The sequence below is a fragment of the Gammaproteobacteria bacterium genome (assembly GCA_016199745.1).
Classification (GTDB): domain Bacteria; phylum Pseudomonadota; class Gammaproteobacteria; order Acidiferrobacterales; family Sulfurifustaceae; genus JACQFZ01.
On sequence record JACQFZ010000051.1, the window covers coordinates 51,866 to 72,120 of the forward strand.

General features: G+C 57.3%; 14 protein-coding genes. 4 read left to right on the plus strand and 10 right to left on the minus strand.

The genetic code is table 11. The annotated features are described in order from the left end of the window. The first annotated feature begins 61 nt into the window (after positions 1–61). The 4 genes from HY308_14040 (at position 62) to HY308_14055 (ending at position 7,622) form a co-directional block, all read left to right on the plus strand. The gene (locus HY308_14040; GenBank protein MBI3899395.1) at positions 62–2,515 is read left to right on the plus strand and encodes an NAD(P)/FAD-dependent oxidoreductase; all 2,454 of its coding nucleotides are present in this window, start codon (positions 62–64) and stop codon (positions 2,513–2,515) included. Between the two features lie 46 nt (positions 2,516–2,561). After that, the gene (nirD, locus tag HY308_14045) at positions 2,562–2,921 is read left to right on the plus strand and encodes a nitrite reductase small subunit NirD (GenBank protein ID MBI3899396.1); all 360 of its coding nucleotides are present in this window, start codon (positions 2,562–2,564) and stop codon (positions 2,919–2,921) included. Next, entirely contained in the window at positions 2,918–5,575 is a 2,658-nt protein-coding gene (locus tag HY308_14050) for a molybdopterin-dependent oxidoreductase (protein MBI3899397.1), read from the plus strand. The genes nirD and HY308_14050 overlap by 4 nt, the downstream gene beginning before the upstream one ends. Positions 5,576–5,705: 130 nt before the next feature. After that, a complete protein-coding gene (locus tag HY308_14055) occupies positions 5,706–7,622 on the plus strand; it encodes an EAL domain-containing protein (GenBank protein ID MBI3899398.1) in 1,917 nt (638 codons plus the stop codon). A gap of 323 nt (positions 7,623–7,945) precedes the next feature. Here the strand turns inward: HY308_14055 and HY308_14060 are convergent, their stop codons facing one another. The 10 genes from HY308_14060 to HY308_14105 all read right to left on the minus strand — a co-directional run bounded on the left by HY308_14060 (position 7,946) and on the right by HY308_14105 (position 19,945). Further along, positions 7,946–9,754: a type II/IV secretion system protein gene (locus tag HY308_14060; protein MBI3899399.1), complete on the minus strand. Its 1,809-nt coding sequence runs from the start codon at positions 9,752–9,754 to the stop codon at positions 7,946–7,948. A 167-nt stretch (positions 9,755–9,921) separates the two neighbouring features. Continuing rightward, complete coding sequence (locus HY308_14065; protein MBI3899400.1) at positions 9,922–10,437, minus strand: SET domain-containing protein; 516 nt, start codon at positions 10,435–10,437, stop codon at positions 9,922–9,924. Between the two features lie 87 nt (positions 10,438–10,524). After that, the gene (locus tag HY308_14070) at positions 10,525–12,126 is read right to left on the minus strand and encodes an ABC transporter substrate-binding protein (GenBank protein ID MBI3899401.1); all 1,602 of its coding nucleotides are present in this window, start codon (positions 12,124–12,126) and stop codon (positions 10,525–10,527) included. A 169-nt stretch (positions 12,127–12,295) separates the two neighbouring features. Beyond that, the gene (locus HY308_14075) at positions 12,296–13,165 is read right to left on the minus strand and encodes a proline/glycine betaine ABC transporter permease (protein MBI3899402.1); all 870 of its coding nucleotides are present in this window, start codon (positions 13,163–13,165) and stop codon (positions 12,296–12,298) included. Continuing rightward, complete coding sequence (gene proV, locus HY308_14080; protein MBI3899403.1) at positions 13,158–14,369, minus strand: glycine betaine/L-proline ABC transporter ATP-binding protein ProV; 1,212 nt, start codon at positions 14,367–14,369, stop codon at positions 13,158–13,160. Before proV ends, HY308_14075 begins: the two co-directional genes overlap by 8 nt. 101 nt (positions 14,370–14,470) lie before the next feature. Continuing rightward, complete coding sequence (locus HY308_14085; GenBank protein MBI3899404.1) at positions 14,471–15,361, minus strand: glycine betaine ABC transporter substrate-binding protein; 891 nt, start codon at positions 15,359–15,361, stop codon at positions 14,471–14,473. 462 nt (positions 15,362–15,823) lie between these two features. Then, a complete protein-coding gene (locus tag HY308_14090; GenBank protein MBI3899405.1) occupies positions 15,824–16,147 on the minus strand; it encodes a multidrug efflux SMR transporter in 324 nt (107 codons plus the stop codon). A gap of 149 nt (positions 16,148–16,296) precedes the next feature. Then, positions 16,297–17,226: a choline ABC transporter substrate-binding protein gene (locus HY308_14095; GenBank protein MBI3899406.1), complete on the minus strand. Its 930-nt coding sequence runs from the start codon at positions 17,224–17,226 to the stop codon at positions 16,297–16,299. A 309-nt stretch (positions 17,227–17,535) separates the two neighbouring features. After that, positions 17,536–18,498 carry a choline ABC transporter substrate-binding protein gene (locus HY308_14100; GenBank protein MBI3899407.1) on the minus strand — a complete coding sequence of 321 codons (963 nt, stop codon included), beginning with the start codon at positions 18,496–18,498 and terminating at the stop codon, positions 17,536–17,538. Positions 18,499–18,871: 373 nt separating this feature from the next. Next, on the minus strand, positions 18,872–19,945 hold the full coding sequence (locus tag HY308_14105) for a haloacid dehalogenase-like hydrolase (protein MBI3899408.1): 1,074 nt from the start codon (positions 19,943–19,945) through the stop codon (positions 18,872–18,874). Positions 19,946–20,255 lie beyond the last annotated feature (310 nt).

The following is a 20,255-nucleotide window of genomic DNA, read 5'->3' on the forward strand; positions in this document are numbered from 1 at the left end:
TGAATTCCTCAGATAGTTCGGTGGCACGGCGCTTGCTCTAGGCGTTTACGCGCTCTGTCAGATGAGGTCAGCGATGAAACAAAAGCTTGTACTCGTCGGTAACGGTATGGCCGGCGTTCGTGCGCTTGAGGAGTTGTTAGCGTTGGCGCCGGACTTATATGAGATCACGGTGTTCGGCGCCGAGCCGTACGGTAATTACAACCGCATCCTGTTGTCGCCAGTGTTGGCCGGCGAGAAGACGTTGCCGGAGATCATGCTGAACGATCTCGCCTGGTATCGTCAGCACGGTATTCGTATGCACTTCGGCAAGACCGTCGTCGAGATCGATCGCCGCCGCCGGCGTGTCATCGCCGACGATGGCACGCTGGAAACTTACGATCGGCTGCTGCTCGCTACCGGTTCTAGCCCCATTCTGTTGCCGTTGCCCGGAAAAGATTTGCCCGGTGTCGTCACGTTCCGTGACATCCATGACGTTGATCGTATGTTAGCCGCCGCGCGCGACGGCGGCCGCCATGCGATCGTCATCGGCGGTGGTTTGCTGGGTCTCGAAGCGGCCAACGGCTTGGCCAAGCAGGGCATGCAGGTGTCGGTGGTGCATCTGTTGGATACGTTGATGGAGCGCCAGCTCGATGCGCCGGCCGCCGGCTTGCTCAGGGCGGCGCTCGAGCAACGCGGGCTGAGTTTCTTGCTGCAACATCAGACCGAGGCAATTCTCGGCGATAGCCATGTTCGTTCGATTCGATTCAAGAATGGCGTCGAGCTGCCGGCCGACTTGGTGGTGATGGCAGTCGGTATTCGTCCCAATATCGAGCTAGCAAAGCAGACCGGGTTGCACTGCGAGCGCGGTATCGTCGTCAACGACACGATGCAGACTTACGATCCGCGCGTTTATGCCGTCGGCGAATGTGTGCAGCATCGCGGCCAGACATATGGCTTGGTCGCACCGTTGTTCGAACAGGCGAAAGTGTGCGCCAATCATTTGGCCCGCGCCGGCGTTGCCCGTTACACCGGTTCGCTCACCGCCACCAAGCTCAAGGTCACCGGCATCGAGGTGTACTCCGCCGGCGACTTCAAAGGTAACGAGCACACCGAATCGCTGGTATTCCAAGACACCGCGCGCGGCGTGTACAAGAAATTGGTATTGCGCGACAACCGCATCTGCGGCGGCGTTTTGATCGGCGATACCGTCGACGGTCCTTGGTACTTTCAATTGTTGCGCGACAGTACCGACGTTTCGAATTTGCGCGAACATTTATTGTTCGGCCAAGCGCACGTCGGCGATTCCGGCCACGGTGCCGGCAGTGCGACAAAAGTCGCGGCGTTGCCGGACGACGCCGAGATCTGCGGTTGCAACGGCGTGTGCAAGGGCACGATCGTGCGCGCGATTACCGAGAAGGGTTTGTTCTCGCTCGACGAGGTGCGCGCCCATACCAAGGCATCGAGCTCGTGCGGTTCTTGCACTGGTCTGGTCGAGCAGTTGCTGGCATCGACCGTCGGTGATGTGTCGCCGACGCAGAAGCACAAGCCGATGTGCCCGTGCACGACCTACACTCACGATGAGGTACGGCAGGCGATTCGCGCCAACGCGTTGAAGAGCATTCCGGCGGTGACACGTTTCCTCGAATGGAAAAGCGCCGACGGCTGTCAGAAGTGTCGGCCGGCATTGAACTACTACTTGATCTGCACCTGGCCCGGCGAATATGCCGACGACAGCCGCTCGCGTTTTATCAACGAGCGCGCCCACGCCAATATTCAAAAAGACGGTACCTATTCCGTTGTCCCGCGTATGTGGGGCGGCGTTACCACGCCGAAAGAATTGCGCGCCATCGCCGATGTCGCCGAGCGTTATCAAGTGCCGACGGTCAAGGTTACCGGCGGCCAACGCATCGATTTGCTGGGCGTGAAAAAGGAAGACCTGCCGCAGGTGTGGCGCGATCTCAATGCCGCCGGCCTGGTGTCGGGTCATGCTTACGGCAAGGCATTGCGAACCGTGAAGACCTGCGTCGGTTCGGAATGGTGCCGCTTCGGTACGCAAGACTCGACCGGTATGGGCGTCCAAATGGAGAAGATGACGTGGGGCTCGTGGACGCCGCACAAGGTCAAGATGGCGGTGTCGGGTTGCCCGCGCAATTGTGCCGAGGCGACGATCAAGGACTTCGGTGTCGTCGCCGTCGATTCCGGTTGGGAAATTCATGTCGGCGGTAACGGTGGCGTGAAGGTGCGCGTTACCGATCTGCTGTGCAAGGTGCGGACGATGGACGAGGTGCTGGAGTACTGCGCCGGCTTCATGCAGCTGTATCGCGAACAGGCGCGTTACCTCGAGCGCACCGCGCCATGGATCGAGCGTGTCGGCCTCGCCTATTTGACCAAGCGTTTGGTGGAGGATGCTGAAAGTCGGCGAGTACTGGCGGCACGTTTTCTGGAATCACAGAAAAGTGCACAGATCGATCCATGGGCCGAGCGCGCCGCCGGCCACGATCAAACTGAGTTCCGTTCGATCTCGTTAAATGTGTAATAGATGAACCCAGGGCAGGCCGCTGCGTCGCCCTAAAGGAGAGCCTATGTCGCAAACCTGGATCAAGGTCGGTGCGCTCGACGATATTCCGCGTCTCGGCGCACGGGTGATCCGCGGCCCGCGGGTCAATATCGCTGTTTTTCGCACTGGCAACGACGAAGTGTTCGCGCTCGAAGATCGTTGCCCGCATAAAGGCGGGCCGTTGTCGCAAGGTATCGTCTTCGGTCGGCGGGTCGCGTGCCCGCTGCATGAATGGGTGCTGGAGCTGAAGACCGGCGATGCCGTTGCGCCCGATATCGGTTGTACGCGCGCCTATCCGGTGCGTATCGATGACGGCATCATCTGGTTGTCGTTGGTCGCGCAACGTCGTAGCGCCGCCGATTGTGTGTCTGCCGTGTCGGCATGACGAGTGTCGCCACGACTTGTCCGTATTGCGGTGTTGGCTGCGGATTGCGCGTGACCCGTGCGCCTGACGACACCATTCAGGTTGCCGGCGATCCGAACCATCCGGCAAACGCCGGCCGCCTGTGTTCCAAGGGCGCCGCCTTGGCTGACACGCTCGGTCCGGAGGATCGGTTGCTTTACCCGGAGATCGGCAGTCAGCGCGTATCGTGGGACATGGCGCTGGCGATCGTCGCCGACAGCTTGCGCCGTACGGTAGAGCGGCACGGTCCCGGTGCGATTGCGTTTTATGTCTCTGGTCAGTTGCTCACGGAAGACTATTACGTCGCCAATAAGCTGATTAAAGGATTCCTCGGCAGTTCGAATATCGATACCAATTCGCGCCTGTGCATGGCGTCGGCCGTTGCCGGCTATCAGCGTGCCTTCGGCGAAGACTTGGTGCCGAACAGTTACGAAGACTTGGATATCGCCGATCTGGTCGTGATTGTCGGCGCCAACAGCGCGTGGTGCCACCCGGTCGTATTCCAGCGTCTGCAACGCGCCAAGGAAGCGCGACCGCAATTACAAATCGTCAACATCGATCCACGACGCACCGCGACGAGCGAGCTCGCCGACTTGCAGTTATCGCTTCGGCCAGGTACCGATGCAGTGTTGTTCAACGGCTTGCTCAATTATTTGCGCCTGGCCGATCGGCTCGATCTGGAATACATGGAGCAGCATGTCGACGGTTATGGCGCCGCGTTGACCGCCGCACGCAATGCGGCGCCGTCGATTCCAGCGGTCGCTGCCGCTTGTGGATTAGCCGAAGTCGACGTGGCGCGCTTTTATCAAGGGTTCGCCGGCACCGAACGTGTGGTCACGTTGTTCTCGCAAGGTATCAATCAATCGTCGAACGGCACCGACCGTGTCAACAGCATCATCAATTGCCATCTCGCGAGCGGTCGCATCGGTCGGCCGGGCATGGGACCGTTCTCGCTCACCGGGCAACCGAACGCGATGGGCGGCCGCGAAGTCGGTGGGCTCGCCAACCAGCTGGCGGCACACATGGGTTTCACACCGACAACGACCGATCGGTTGGCGCGGTTCTGGGGCTCGACTCGTGTCGCTACCCAGCCTGGATTGAAGGCGGTCGATATGTTTCGGGCGATCGAACGCGGCGAGATCAAAGCGGTTTGGATAATGGCGACCAATCCGGCGGTCAGCATGCCCGATGCCGACCGTGTGCGTGCGGCGCTTAAGCAGTGCGAACTCGTGATCGTTTCCGATTGCGTACGTCAGACCGATACGGTTGATTGCGCACATATCGTATTGCCGGCCGCCGGCTGGGGCGAAAAGGATGGGACGGTCACGAACTCCGAGCGCCGCATTTCGCGCCAGCGGCGCTTTATGGCACCGCCGGGCGAGGCGCGACCGGACTGGTGGATTATCACGCAAGTCGCGCAGCGGCTCGGTTGGGCGGCGCAATTTCCGTATGCGCAGCCGGCCGATATTTTTCGCGAGCATGCACGGCTCTCGGGTTTCGAAAACGACGGCGCGCGCGTGTTCGATATCAGCGCGCTCGCCGATATCACGAACCTAGCGTACGACGCGTTGACGCCGGTGCAGTGGCCAGTGACCACTCAGGCGCCGACCGGTACGGCAAGATTGTTCGATCAAGGCCGGTTTCCAACATCGTCGGGTCGGGCGCAAATGATCGCGATCGCGGTGCGCGGGCCGGCGCAACCACCGACCGACGACTATCCGCTGATACTGAACACCGGTCGCATCCGCGATCAGTGGCATACGATGACGCGGACCGCGCGTGCGCCGCGGCTCAATGCGCATATCAGCGAGCCCTACATCGAGATCCATCCGGATGATGCTGTCCGTGCCGAGCTGGTGGCCGATGATTTGGCGCGGGTGACGACGCCGTATGGAGAAATGTTGGCACGAGTGCAAGTGAGCGAACGGCAACGACGCGGCTCGATCTTCGTGCCGTTTCATTGGAGCGATTCGGTTGCGCGTTTGGCGAAGGCTGACGCGTTGGTCAATCCGGTGACCGATCCGATTTCCGGCCAGCCGGAATTCAAACACACGCCAGCGCGGGTAGCGCCGTATAGACCGTTGTGGCACGGCTTCTTGCTGATACGTGAGCCGCTGCGCTTGGATGGTTGTCAGTATCGCGTGCAAGTGAAAGGGCAGGGTTACTGGCGTTACGAGATTGCCGGCGAGCAGCTGCCGCCATCGTGGCGCCAACAAGCGCGTGCTTGGTTCGGTGCCGATGGCGAATGGCTCGAGCTCGAGGACGTCACCGCCGGTCGTTATCGAGCGGCGCGCATTGATCGGCAACAACTGACCGGGTGTTTGTTTATAGGGCCGTCGGCTAGGCTACCGGCGCGTGCCTGGCTCGAATCGTTGATGGCGAGCAACAGCCTTGGCGCTGACCAACGGCTGGGCTTGTTGTCCGGCCGGGCGCCGCTCGGTACGCGGACCGAGGGCAGCATTATCTGTGCCTGTTTCGGCGTCGGCCGTGCGCGCATTCTCGATGCCATTCGCAGCGGCTGTGCCACGTCGCAAGCCGTGGGCGTGCGAGTGCAGGCGGGAACGAATTGCGGCTCGTGCCTGCCGGAAATTAGGGCGCTAATCGCTGCTGTTGCCGCACCTGCTTATACCACGTAAATAATGTGGTATTTAAGGTCGGGAATATCCTGAAAGAAAAGTGGAGGGCACGTAGTCTATGCTTCTTTAATACAGTGATTCGTCGCGCGCTTTTTTTGTCTTCGGCAAACGCATCATGGAGGATGAGCCGATGCGTAAACAAGTGCTTCTTCCAAGCTGGACCCCGATTGCGGCGTTGACGCTGCTTTACGTCGTCGTCGGCGTTGGTGGTTACACCACCAACGCGGCGCTATTGTGGCAAGTGTTCATCGCTGCCGTCGCTGTTGCCCTGGTCGCATTAGCCGTCGCCGAGCGTCGACGACTCACCACGGCATTGCATCAAGGCGAGCAACAATTTCGCGCCGAGTACCAGCGCGCGGAGGAATCGCAACGCTGGCTCGCCACTATCGTCGAATCATCGAGCGACGCCATTCTTAGTCAGACCCCCGACGGCATTATCCTTTCTTGGAACCAAGCAGCGGAACACATTTACGGTTATTCGGCGGCCGAAGCGGTCGGCCAACCGATTTCTATGTTGGTGTCGCCGGAGTGCACCGACGAAGAGCAGCATTTTCTTGAGCGCCTCCGTCAGGGCGAACGCATTCTGCACCACGAGACGGAGTGCGTTCGCAAAGACGGCAAACGGATTTATGTGTCGCTGACGATCTCGCCTATCAAAGATGCAGTCGGCACGATCCGCGGCGCATCGGTGATTGCGCGCGATATCACCGATCGCAAGCGCGTCGAAGAGCGCATCCGCTATTTAGCGCAGCACGATACGCTGACCGGTCTGCCGAATCGAATTTTGTTTCGCGACCGCATCGGCCAAGCGATCGCGCATGCGCAGCGCAATCAGCGGATGGTCGCGGTGCTGTTCCTCGATCTCGACGGCTTCAAGCACATCAACGACTCGCTCGGCCATCAAGTCGGCGACCGGCTGTTGCGCATGACCGCGCGGCGGTTACAACGTTGCCTGCGTGACGGCGACAGCGTCGCCCGTTTGGGCGGCGACGAATTCGTCGTTTGTTTGCCGAACCTGCTCGAAAACGACGACGCGCGCCACATTGCCGAAAAATTATTGGTGGCATTGCGCGACTCGTTCTTCATAGAGCACGATGAGCTGCATATCAGCGGCAGTATCGGCATCAGCCTCTATCCCGCCGACGGTCTCGACGCTGAAGTATTGATGCGTGCCGCCGATACCGCCATGTATCACGCTAAAGAAAAGGGACGCAATAATTTCCAGTACTTCACACCGCATTTGAATAAAGCTGCCGAACGCCGGCTGGTAATCGCCAATCGCCTGCACAATGCGCTGGAGCGCGGTGAGCTGACGCTCGAGTATCAACCGCAGGTCGAACTCGGCAGCGGTAGAATCTACGCGGCTGAGGCGTTGCTGCGTTGGCGGCAAGCGGATTTGGGGAAGATCTCGACCAGCGAGTTCATCAAGATCGCCGAGGAAACCGGCTTGATCGTGCCGATCGGCGAGTGGGTGTTACGACAGGCGTGTTTACAGCTGCGGACCTGGCGCGACGCGGGTGCACGGGACTTGCGCATCGCCGTCAATTTGTCGCCGCAGCAATTTCGTCGCGTCGGTCTGCCGGAACTCGCGGCAAGTGTGTTGCAGGAGAGCGGTTTGACCGCGGATGCACTAGAGATGGAGATCACCGAAGGCGTGCTGATGACGCAGAGCTTGGAGAACTTCGCCGTGCTAGAGCAGCTCGCCAAGGCGGGCGTGCGCTTGGCAATCGACGATTTCGGTACCGGTTATTCGAGCTTGGCGTACTTGCAGCGTTTCCCGATCGATACATTGAAAATCGATCAATCGTTCGTTCCCGGCATCGGCCGCGATGCGAACGATACCGCCATCGTCAGTGCCGTCATCGCGATGGCGCACAGCCTGCATTTAAAAGTCGTGGCCGAGGGTGTGGAGACCGCCGAGCAAGCGGCGTTTCTCAAGGCGCGGTCGTGTGATGGGGCGCAAGGTTTTTACTACAGTGAACCGGTGTCCGCCGAAGCGTTCGGTGCCATGCTCGGCCAGCGGGCAACGTTGGCGTCCGTATATTAAAAAAGACTTTCTACCGACCTGTTCCCGCCCAGTGTGCGCGAAAATCACGCGCACCCGTTCGCTGGCGCGAGTGTCCACTGGACACTCGCGAAATCTCCGACTCACCCCCCTCAGGGGGAGGGCAAAGGGTGGGGGTGGGTTTAACGGAGGGGGCAGAATCGAGTGAAGCCACTAAACCCACCCCCACCCCGACCTGTTCCCGCCCAGTGTGCGCGAAAATCATGCGCACCCGTTCGCCGGCGCGAGTGTCCACTGGACACTCGCGTAACCTCCGACTCACCCCCCTCAGGGGGAGGGAGTAAGGAATCCAGCCTCTGCGGAGATTAGTTAGCAGTGCCTTTCTTCTTATCCTCATTTGGCGCCATTTTTAAAATTTCTTCGATCGTCGTTAAGCCGGTGTGCACTTTTTCGGCGCCGCTTAAGCGCAATGAGCGCATGCCTTCCTTGCGCGCTTGATCGCGCAGATGACTAACGTCGATTTCCGACTGTACTAGCTCGCGTACCGATGCGCTCAACCTCAAAATTTCATAGATGCCGACACGTCCGAGGTAACCGGTATTGCGGCATTCGAGGCAGCCTTTCGGGTAGTACACCTTCTCCGGTGGTGTGACGCGCCACGGACGGGTGACTTCTTTCCAGTCATCGAGGTCGACGTCGCCGGCTTCCTTGCAATGCGGGCACAACGTGCGTACCAGCCGTTGGGCAACGACGCCGAGCAGGGTGGCATTGAGTAGATACGGTGGGACACCGAGATCGAGCAGACGAGTGATCGCGCTCGGCGCGTCGTTGGTATGTAGCGTCGACAGCACCAAGTGGCCGGTGAGCGCCGCTTGCACCGCCATTTCCGCAGTTTCGAGATCGCGAATCTCACCGACCATAATGATGTCCGGATCCTGGCGCAGCAGCGCGCGTACGCCGGTGGCGAAGTCGAGGCCGATGTTCTGTTGCGTTTGCGTCTGATTGAACGACTGCTCGACCATTTCGATCGGGTCTTCGACGGTGCAAACGTTCACATCCGGCGTCGCTAGCTGCTTGAGCGTCGAGTAAAGCGTCGTCGTTTTGCCCGAGCCGGTCGGTCCGGTAACGAGAACGATGCCGGTCGGTTGGCCTACCATCGATTGCCAGCAGGCGATCTCGTCGTTGTTAAAGCCGAGCTCGCGGAAATTTTTCACCAGCACATCGGGATCGAAGATGCGCATCACCAGTTTTTCGCCGAACGCCGTCGGCATCGTCGATAGGCGCAGCTCGATCTCTTTGCCGTCGGGCGATTTGGTTTTCAATCGGCCGTCGAGCGGGCGACGTTTTTCCGCCAAGTCCATGCGCCCTAAGATTTTGACGCGACTTATTACCGCCGCCATCACCGGCGTCGGCATTTGGTAGACCAGGTGCAACACGCCGTCGATGCGAAAGCGCACGTTGCCGTCGTCGCGCCGCGGTTCAATGTGAATGTCGCTGGCGCGCTGCTCGAAGGCATACTGCAACAGCCAATCGACAATGTTGATGATGTGCTGATCGTTGGCATCGAGCCGGCCGCGCCGGCCGAGTTCGACGAGTTGTTCAAGATTAGTGATTTCGCCTTGGGCGCTGGTTTGGGTCTTGCCGCGCGCCTGCTGCACCGAGCGCGATAGTGCGTAGAACTCGACCAGATAGCGGCTGATGTCGAGCGGATTGGCGATGACGCGCTCGATCGGTTTACGTAGAACGTGATTCAGTTCTTTTTCCCATTCGGTGACGTCGGGCTCGGCAGTGGCGATGATGACTTTGTCGGGCTGGATGGCAACGCACAGGATGTTGTAGTGGCGCGCGTAGTTGTACGACATGACGGCGGTAACGGCGGTGACATCGACTTTGAGCGGATCGATACGGTAATACGGTAAGCCGACGCGCTCGGCAAACCAGGTGGTTAATGTTTCGAGCGTAAGCGTTTTGTGCGGCGGTTTCGCACTGCTCAAGTCGCGGGTAGCGATCAGCGCGAGCGGATGATTCTCGGCCGCATCTTTGCTGCGGATCGGGCGCACGCTGGATGCGTCATCGCTACCCAATAGTCCGTCGGCGACCAACCAAGACAGCACATTAGCGAGTGTTTGTTTTTGATTGTTCTTAGAGGGTACTCGCGCTTTGACGTCGGCCATGCAGATTCCTGAGCGGCTATTCGAAAGGAAAACACAGTACTACTTTAGCTTACCGCATGATTCAGTGTGGGTGGTTGTCGGTACTATCGCATCGAATGCGGGGGAACTGAAGGAGTCTCGGCGGCGGCGCCGCCGAGAGGGTACGGGTTCAAACGGCTTGCTGACGACTATGCGGCAACACTTTGCGCTGTGCTGTTTTCGGATTTATCAACGTATGCAGCGCGGAGGTAGGGCAGCAGCCACGGCTTAAGTCGGTTCTGTGTCGCGCTATCGAGATGCCGGAATGATTTCACGACACCGCGACAGGACGGGCGGCGGCACCAACAAGCCATTCCTGCAAAATCTGCCTCATCGATAGCCGTGCTGTAATCCCACGTAATTTCTTCGCCCAGTTGAATGTCGCGCAACGCGACCAATCCGTAGCCGCCATCGAAACCGCTATTCGGCTCGCACGAATGATTTAAATAATCATCGGCCAGACCGGACGGACCGAAATATAAATCAGGTCCCACCTGCAAATGGTATTCATCGGTGCGCAATTCGGCGCGTACTAACAATGGGCCACTGAAGACTAAAATGCGCTCGCCTTTCGTTATCGCTTCGGTCGCAAATACACCGCGCCCATGCTGAACCGGCCTAACGCAGCATTTCATCCGCTCGCCCCTAAATTTATTGCGGGACAATTAATGTACGCGAAATAGCGGCCGCGTCCACTGGAGGGGAACAGAGCCAGCATTGTGTGTCGACGTGCTAGGACTCGCGACAGGCGTCTACGTGTCCAGCCAGATTTTCTCCGGCGCGCGAAAGCCGCCTAGTAGGGCAGAACTTGGGACCGGTACAAAGCCTTTGACCTTCACCGAGGCGGCATCGATGGTGTTGTTGAATACGGGAATGATCACGCCGCCGTCGTCGTATAGCATCGCCTGCAGTTGGTAATACAGGTTCTTACGCTTACCGAAATCGAGCTCAGCGCGCGCGGCTGCCAACAGTTTGTCGAAATCCGGCCGCTGCCAGTACGTCTCATTCCAAGCGGCGGTCGTGGTATAAGCGGCGGAAAACATGAGATCGGCATTGGGCCGACCGTTCCAATAAGAGGCGAAGAACGGTTTCGTCATCCAGACGTTTTCCCAGTAACTCTCAGCCGGCTCCTCCTGGACATGCAGCTTGATGCCTGCCTTGGCGGCGCTTTCCTCGAAGATTCTGGCGCAGCGTATGGCGCCGGCAAACGCCGCATCGGAAACATTTAGCGGAATGGCGCCGGTAAAGCCGGATTTCTTCAGGTGATACTTGGCGCGTTCCGGATCGTATGGGCGTTGTGCTAGGGTCGGCGAAAGGAACGGGTCTTGCGGATGGACCGGATGATCGTTGCCAAGTTTGCCGTGATGATGCAACACGTTGGTGAGTATCGACTGCCGGTCGATGGCATATTTGAGAGCAAGGCGTAAATCGTGATTGTCGAACGGCGCTCGGTTGCAACGCATCGAAAAGCAGTAATGCGAGCTGCCGGAGATCTCGAAAATTTGTAGCCGCTTATCATTGACCAACTGGATCATGTCTTTCGGGTTGACGCGGTTGATGAGGTGTACCGAACCGCTCAGCAGCGCATTGAGCCGCACTACCGGATCACCGATGGTGCGGATCTCGACGGAATTGACGAACACGCCTTCGGCACGGAAATAGTCGGGATTACGTCGGCTGACGATGCGTACGCCCGGATCGAACTCCTGCAGAATAAACGCGCCGGTGCCGACGCCGTCGGTGAAGGTGCTGCCGGTGGCGCCGATACATAGATGATAATCCGCTAACAAGTAGGGGAAGTCGGTGTGACCGGCGGCCAGGGAAATCGTGACCTCGTAGGGTGCGCTTACCTTGATGCTCACGACCGATTCCAGCAGCAGCGCCGTCGTTGCCTCCGGTTGTCGGTGATAATTGAGCGAATAAGCGACGTCTTCGGCGGTGAGCGGCTTGCTGTTGTGGAAGGTGACGTCTTTGCGGATCTTGAAGACCCATTCTTTGGCACCGTTTTTGGGCTCCCAGCTTGTCGCCAGCGCTGGCCGCACCATCGGTTTTAGACGCACATCGTCGCCGACTTCGATATCTACCAACGTGTTGTAGATCTGCGGGCCGATGACTTGAAGTTGAATGCTGGAAGAGGTCAGCGGATCAAGGCTGTCGTGTGGGCTGCCACCGTCGAGGGCGATGATTAAATGACCGCCGCGTTTCGGCGTTTCGGTATCGGCGCCGGCGATTTGCGGTAATCCAGCGCCTGAAAGGGCGGTGGAAACGCCTAATGAAGCTGAACGCTTTAGGAAATTGCGCCGACTGACGAAACTATTTCCTGCTTTTTCGTCAGCATCATCGGTATAGCCCATAGCGCTTTTTCTCCTTTTAGCGCACGACTCGTTGATAGCGTCGGCAGCTACTACCAAGCGACGCTAGGGGGGTACTTAGGAATTATAGATAGTCTGGGCGGCGGTGCCGCCCAGACAGTGAAGATTTTACGTAGGGTTACGACAGTGCGGTGGTGGGGTAGGGCTACAGCTACAGGCGCCTCATTCTTAAACGGTCCATTAACGGGCGGGCGTTGGCGTTGCGTACGCCGAAGCTCTCGGTGAGGCGGTCCAGAATGATTGCCAACAACACGACTGCCAGGCCCGATTCGAAGCCGAGACCGATATCGAGGCGCGAGATACTGGTCAACACGTCGTTACCCAAGCCGCCGGAGCCGACCATCGAGGCGATGATGACCATCGACAGCGCCATCATGATCGTCTGGTTGATACCGGCCATGATCGACGGCATGGCGCCGGGGATCTGGACTTTGAGCAGCAATTGCAGCGGCGTGCAGCCGAAAGTGACGCCAGCCTCGACTTGCTCTTTGTTGACCTGACGGATGCCAAGGTTGGTTAAGCGCACCACCGGCGGTAGGGCGAACACCACTGTTGCTAGCACCGCCGGTACTTTGCCGAGGCCGAATAGCATCGCCACCGGGATCAGGTAAACGAACGCCGGCATGGTTTGCATGAAGTCGAGTACCGGTCGAATCAAGGTTGCGGCGCGATCGCTCTTCGCCATCCAAATGCCGAGTGGGATGCCGAGCACGAGGCTGATGACGGTCGAAGCGATGATCAGGGCCAACGTGTTCATGGTGGCCGGCCAGAAGCCGGTACCGATGATGACGATGCACGACAGCACGCAGAACAATGCGAATTTCCAACCCAACCGCCAGAAGCCGAACAGCACGCAAATGCCGGCGAGCAGCCAGTCGGGCACGGCTTGCAGGCCGTCTTCGATCAATTGCGTAAAAACGCCGATGAAGGATCCGAGCATTTCGAAAGTGCCGCCGTCGTTTTCGACGACGAATGCAACGAAACGATCCGCCCATACGCCTAGGGGTAAAAATTCATGCATAAGTCGTCTCCTCGATCGCCATCTTCTGCAACAAACTCGTTTGTGTCACCGCGCCCAGGTAGCGTCCGTCAGCGTCGACGATCGGCAGCGGACAGCGATATTTGACGATCCGGCTGATCAGATCTCGCAGCGGTACCGTGCTTTGTACCGGCTTAACGTCTTCGATCAGTGCGCTCTGCAGGGTAGGGAAGGCCGCTTCCAGCGCACGGTGCATGGAGTCGATCGAAACCGTGCCGACGACACGACGATCGCCGTCGATGATGAAGCCGAAACTGAGCCGCGTTTCGCGCAGCTTATCGATCGCGCTGCGTAGACCGGTGCGTACGTCTTTCGGTGATTCGAATACCGGCAGCTCATCGGTCTTGGCGACGTCTTTGGCAGTGAGGTGCTTGTTGACGTCGACGCCCTTGAAGAAGGCGCGTACGTATTCGTTGCTCGGGTTGCGGACGATTTCATCCGGTGTGCCGATTTGCACCACCCGACCGCCTTCCATGATGGCGATGCGATTGCCGATACGAAACGCTTCGTCGAGATCGTGCGAGACGAAGACGATGGTGCGTTTGTGTTCTTTTTGCAGGTTCAGCAACAGCTCTTGCATTTCCGTGCGCTTCAGCGGATCGAGCGCCGAGAACGCTTCATCCATTAGCATCAGCGATGGATCGACCGCCAGCGCTCGCGCCAGGCCAACGCGTTGTTGCATACCACCGGAGAGCTCCGCCGGATATTTCTTGGCGAAGGCTTTGAGACCCACTTGTTCCAGTACTTCGTAGGCGCGTTTCTCGCGCGTTTTACGATCGATACCGGCGATATCGAGACCGAAGGCGGTATTGTCGAGCACGCTCAGGTGTGGCAACAGCGCAAACGATTGGAACACCATGGCCATGTCGCGCCGGCGCAGTTCTACCAGCGCCTTTTTGCTCATCGTCGCTACGTCGTTACCGCCGACGATGATCTGGCCCGATGTTGGGTCCACCAGTCGGTTCAATAAACGGATCAGCGTCGATTTGCCGGAACCCGACAACCCCATGAGCACGAAGATTTCGCCTTCGTTCACTTCGAAGTTGACGTCCTGCACGCCGGTGATCATGCCGGTCTTTAAGAACACTGCATCCTTGTCTTGTCCCGCTTTTAGCATGTCCATAGCGACTTCGGGCCGTGGCCCGAATATCTTATAAAGATTCCTGACTGCAATCTTTTCTGCCATGACTTATCCGCACCTCACTGCTTTCGTCCACACAGAAGAAGAAAAAGCCCGCACAGACGGTCATCCATGCAGGCTTTTCCGATACAGCACGTCAGGCCATGTTACTTAGCGCCTGCCAGCCATTTTTCGACCATCTTTGGATTTGCCTTGATATAGGCAGCCGCCTCTTTCTTATAGTTCTTGCTGTTGCTTGCTTTTAGCATGATCGCTTCGAGGTCGGCGATGGGAATTTTAAAATTCTTGATGAACGTAGCCGCCTTCGGAAAATCCTGCTCGAAACCTTTGCGTGCCACGGCGTGTACTGCCTCGGCGCCGCCTAACGATTGTTTCGGATCATCCAGGTAGCGAATTTTGTATTTGGAAAACATCCAGTGCGGCGTCCAGGTGGTAACGACGATCCACTGCTTGCGTTTGATCGCGCGATCGAGCGCCGAAACCATGGCCGCATCCGACGCCGTCAGCAATTCGTAGCCCAGGTCGTAATCTTCGATCGCTTTCTTCGATGCGCGCATTAAGCCGGCGCCGGGATCGATGCCTTGTACCTGACCTTTAAATTTTTTCTTTACGTCCGGCTTTTTTAGGTCGTCGATGCTTTTGACTTCACTCTCCGGCACATAGGCCGGTACCGCCCAACCAAGCTTACAGTTGTCGTACAGGATGCCCATGTCGACCACTTGGCTGGATAATTTGTCCCAGTAATCTTTGTGCGTGCCCGGTAACCAGGCCATCAACATAATATCGAGATCGCCCTTGGCGACGCCTTGATATTGCAGGCCGATGTCGGTCATGACCAGCTCGACTTTATAGCCGAGCTCTTTTTCCAATAACTGCTTAGCGATATTCGTAACTGCTTCCGCATCGGACCAAGCGGTCCAGCCGATGCGTAGGACTTTGGTGTCGGCGGCAAATGCCGGCGAGGCAACGATCAAGGACAACATCAATGCAGTCCAGGTCGAGATATGGCGAAATACCCGCTTCATTTTTTTCAGCATGATGTTTCTCCGTGGTTGGTTTTTTGCCCCAAAAACTTACCGTCGGCCACAGCCGCCGAGAGACGTGTCGTTATAGTTCAATTATTCGTCTAATCCCGTCAACAACAAAATCGCCATTCCCGTCAGCCTAGCATGCGTGCTTCCTCATCGGAGCGCCGGCCAGTTATAAAAAAACGCGTCTGATTCTCCGAGAATCAGACGCGCAAGCTGCTGGAAAGCAGCGGGGCAGGTAACCGCGGAACGCGAGTGGGCGGGGTAGTGCCTATCGCGGAACCGCGGCTACATGTAATGACACTCTAAATTCCGCGCGTTGCCCTTGCTTGATGTAATGCGCGCGTTAGCTAGCCCCGACTAACATCGCCAAACCTAGCTAAAGGTGTTGATACCAAAGCCTTTCTTTAATATTAACGGGTGCCAGCGGCTAACGTCGCGTCTATCGCCGGTCATCCTCCGGTATTTGCCTTAGTGCCCGCCTTCGAGCTGGAGCGCGACCACGCCGGCGATGATGAGCACAATGCCGCCTACCTTAATGGCGCTGAGCGGTTCCTCGAACGCAAATACGCCGATGGCGGCAATCAGTGCCGTGCCGACGCCGGCCCAAATGGCATAGGCAATGCCGACTGGCAAGGTTCGCAGCGCAAAGCTAAGGCAGGCGAAAGCGCATCCATAACAGACGAACATCGCCACGGTTGGCCATAACCGCGTCAGACCGTTCGATAGCTTCATCAACGAGGTGCCGGCGACTTCGAACAGGATGGCGACGCTTAGCCACAGCCAATGATTCATGAAGGTATCTCGCAGGTTATTGTTGCGGTCGATTTGGCCATCAGCCTAGCACGGACGAAATAAGAGGGATGGCAGAAAACGTCAGTCACTAAAAAGGCGTCTGACCCGGAGAGGATCAGACGCCTTTAGTGGAAGGAAGGCGAGGTAGTTTACAAACCTAAGTGTTTCTTCACCGCCGTCAGACCGTCGGTTCCGTCATACGTCGTCACACCGGCGAGCCAGCTGCTGAGTACGGTCGGATTCTGCTTGAGCCACTGCTTGGCGGTCGCGTTCGGATCCTTCTTGTCGAGGATCGGTCCCATCAGCTGATTCTCCATCGGCAAGGTGAATTTGAGCTGACTGACGAGCTTGGCCACGTTCGGGCATTTTTCTTGGTAACCGGGCCATACCACCGTGAAAATTTCCGCGCCACCGAGGTTTGGGCCGAATTGTTCATCGCCGCCGGTCAGGTAGGCCATCTTGAACTTTTCGTTCATCGGATGCGGTTCCCAACCGAGGAAGACAATCGGCTTCTTCTGATTAACGGCGCGTTGCACTTCCACCAGCATGCCGGCTTCGGACGATTCGACCAGCTTGAAGCCCTTCAGGCCGAAGGCATCGGAATCGATCATCTTTTGGATCAGCTGATTGCCATCGTTGCCCGGCTCGATACCGTAGATCTTACCGTCGAGCTCTTTGCGGAACTTGTTGATGTCGGCAAAATCTTTAAGGCCTGCATCGGCCAAATAGCTCGGTACCGCCAGCGTGTACTTGGCACCGGTCAGGTTCGGCGTGTCGAGCACTTTCACCGAGCCTTGTTTTACGAACGGCTCAATGATCGGTGTCATGCTCGGATTCCAGTAACCGAGGAACACGTCGATTTGCTTCTTTTTGACGCCGGTAAACGTGATCGGTACGGAAGCGATGGTTGCTTGCGGTTTGTAGTTCAACCCTTCGAGCACGGTCGAAGCGACCGCCGTCGTCGCGGTAATGTCGGTCCAGCCAACGTCGGAGAAGCGGACAGTGCGACAGGAGGCCGGTTCGGCGGCGGCGGTTAGGCCAGACACAGTAATCGACAGCAGGGTAGCAGTAGCAATAATGGTCTTGCTTAGGACACTAGGCTTCTTCAAGCAGCACCTCCGGCAATTGTGAGAATAATAGTTCGGGTATTGCGTGGCTAACAAAAAGCCAGACCACACACGGGCAGACTCTAAGCACAGAAATTTATAACGACTTGATGAAATGCGCCCGCGGGTGGACGACTTGCGGGTTGGCTAGCGAGCGGAAGGTGTCGGAAGTGGGCTGGAAGGATGGGCGGTGATGTCGCTTTACATCAATTCGCTGAGCCCCAAACAGCAGCGATAAATCACGCTTCGTCGGCGGGTGATACCGCCGACGAAGCGTGCAGACTACAGACCGAGATATTTCTTTACTGCCGCGAGTCCGTCGCCACCATCAATGGCGGCAACGCCGGCGAGCCAGGGATCGAGGACGGCCGGGTTTTTCTTGAGCCATTCTTTCGCCGTTGCGTTCGGATCTTTCTTATCCAAGATCGGGCCCATGATTTGATTTTCCATCGGCAACGTGAACTTCAATTGGTTCACCAGCTTGCCGACGTTCGGGCACTTCTCCTGGTAACCCGGCCAGACTACCGTCTGGACCACGGCGCCGCCGAGGTTCGGGCCGAAGTAATCGTCACCGCCGGTTAGGTAGCTCATCTTGAACTTTTCGTTCATCGGATGCGGTTCCCAACCGAGGAAGACGATCGGCTTCTTCGCTTTTACGGCACGTTGTACTTCCACTAGCATGCCGGCTTCAGACGACTCCATCATCTTGAAGCCCTTCAAGCCGAAGGCGTCAGCGTCGATCATTTTCTGAATTAGCTGATTGCCGTCGTTGCCCGGCTCAATGCCGTAGATCTTGCCGTCGAGCTCCTTACGAAACTTATTGATGTCGGCAAAGCTCTTGATCCCGGCTTCCGCGGCATACGTCGGTACCGCCAGCGTGTACTTGGCACCGATCAAGTTCGGCGTGTCGAGTACCTTCACCGATTTATCTTTGACGAACGGCTGGATAATCGGTGTCATGCTCGGATTCCAATAGCCGAGGAACACATCGATTTGCTTTTTCTTGAGGCCGGCGAAGGTGATCGGTACCGATACCACCGTCGATGTCGGTTTGTAACCCAGCCCCTTGAGTACGGTGGAGGCGAGGGCGGTGGTGGCAGTGATGTCGGTCCAACCAACGTCGGCAAAGCGGACGGTACGACAGGCGCTCGGCTCGGTCGCGGCGACCGGTCCGGCGATAGCGGCGGATAACACTGCTGCCGCAATAACGATGTTTGCCTTACTTACGAGTCTGACTTTTTTCAAGCAGCACCTCCTTCTTGAGAACGACGGTTTATCTTGACTAAATCAATATACCAGCCTAAGGGCTGGTATATTCAAGAAACTTATTGTCTGCCGTAACGGCTTTGGTTAAAGAAGCGAACCCACTCGTAACAACCGATCGATAACTGACAGCGGTGATTGTGTGCACCGTGCCAAAATAGTCGGTGACGAGGTTTAAGGTGAGGAACATGCGGGTAAGGTCGGCTCACTAACAGATCAGCTGGTGAATCACATTGTCATGTTAGCTTGTCGTACGGGGGTTCGGTGAGGCTCCTTTATTCGCACTGGCAATACTGTTGATCGCGCTAAAGATCGTCCGTACCCGTCACACCGGCCGGGTACGGACGACGATTCGCTACTGGATGTCCGCTGGGACAACGTCGATCCAGTTCTTATCGGCGGTGACGTGTTGCTTCAGCTCTTTCTGACGGGCCGCGAAGTCTTGACGCATCTGCTGGATCTGCGTCATGTACTTAGCCTTCCGATTAACCCATACGCGTAAGTAGCCGTTCTTAGCATCAACCGCGTTGAACAGCATGTAGCCATCGGACGACGGTGTGTCGCCGGCGACCAGGATTGGCATTTTCCAACGATCGATGTACGTCAGAATAGCGGCGAACTTGCCGGCCATCCAGGTGTTAGGTGTCCACAGGTACGGCGTCACGACCAATTTCGCATTCGCTGCTGGATCGTATTGACCCTTGCCGATCTGCAAGCGGGCGGTGGTCAGCGCTTGGGTGGTCGGATCCTTCAGCATCGTCGTTACGCCGATGACGTTCTGCGGTTTGACGTTGTAGCCGTACTTCGGATCAGCCAGCACCATGCGCACCAACTCTTCATGGGCCGCGCTCATGACGTATACCTCAATGCCGTTCTTCATGAGGTAGTTGTACAGCTCTTGCTGGCCGCGATAGAGCACCGGCCGATTGACGGTACCCTGCACATACTTGTCGCCGTCGAAGTACTCGATCGGGATCGGCTGGCTGTAAGCCATCAATTCATCGACGTAGCCTTTTAACTGCTCCAAGCTGAAGCCGGAGAAGATCTGCGCAACCCACGGATAGCAGACCATGTCGTCGATTTCACACAACCGGTAGTAATAACTGTTAAGTGTTTCTTTTTTGCCGTTGAGGTCTTTGAATGGGATCAGCTTCAGCGTCTGATCCATGTTGTCGCGCGTCAGCACGCCTTTCATTTCCAAGTATGGCAACAGCGATTCTTCTAAGTCGTAACGGTAAGTCGTGTTGTCGGCGTCGAAAACGGCGTAGTCGCCTGTATGGCGATGCTTTTTGACGAACTGCTTGATCTGAACTGCCGCTGCTGCGGGCCAGTGCGCCAGCTCCGCCGGCGGTTGCTCCGAGTTCGCCATCGCTGCCGGCATTACGCACAGCGCCATCGCAGTTACTAACAGTTTGTGCCACAGTTTCATCACTTGGATCCTCATTGACGGGTTCTGCTTGATTACCAAACGAGTCTTCGGTTAACGCTCATCCTTTGTGCCGCTGCTCCAAAAGCTTTTCGGGGTCGTCCGACGATGCGACGAAAATCAAAAAAGAATCGACGCGACTTGATGGGGCTCTACTCGCCAGTAAATGCAGTGGGGTCGGTGACCTTATTCAGATAAATGTAGTGGCAATTTGTGGATTTACTTGATGAAAAGCGTCATACAATGTCGTAAACATTGTGATTACAGAAAATAGCAAAATAGCATTTAAATTGAACAACGTGCGGATAGCTGA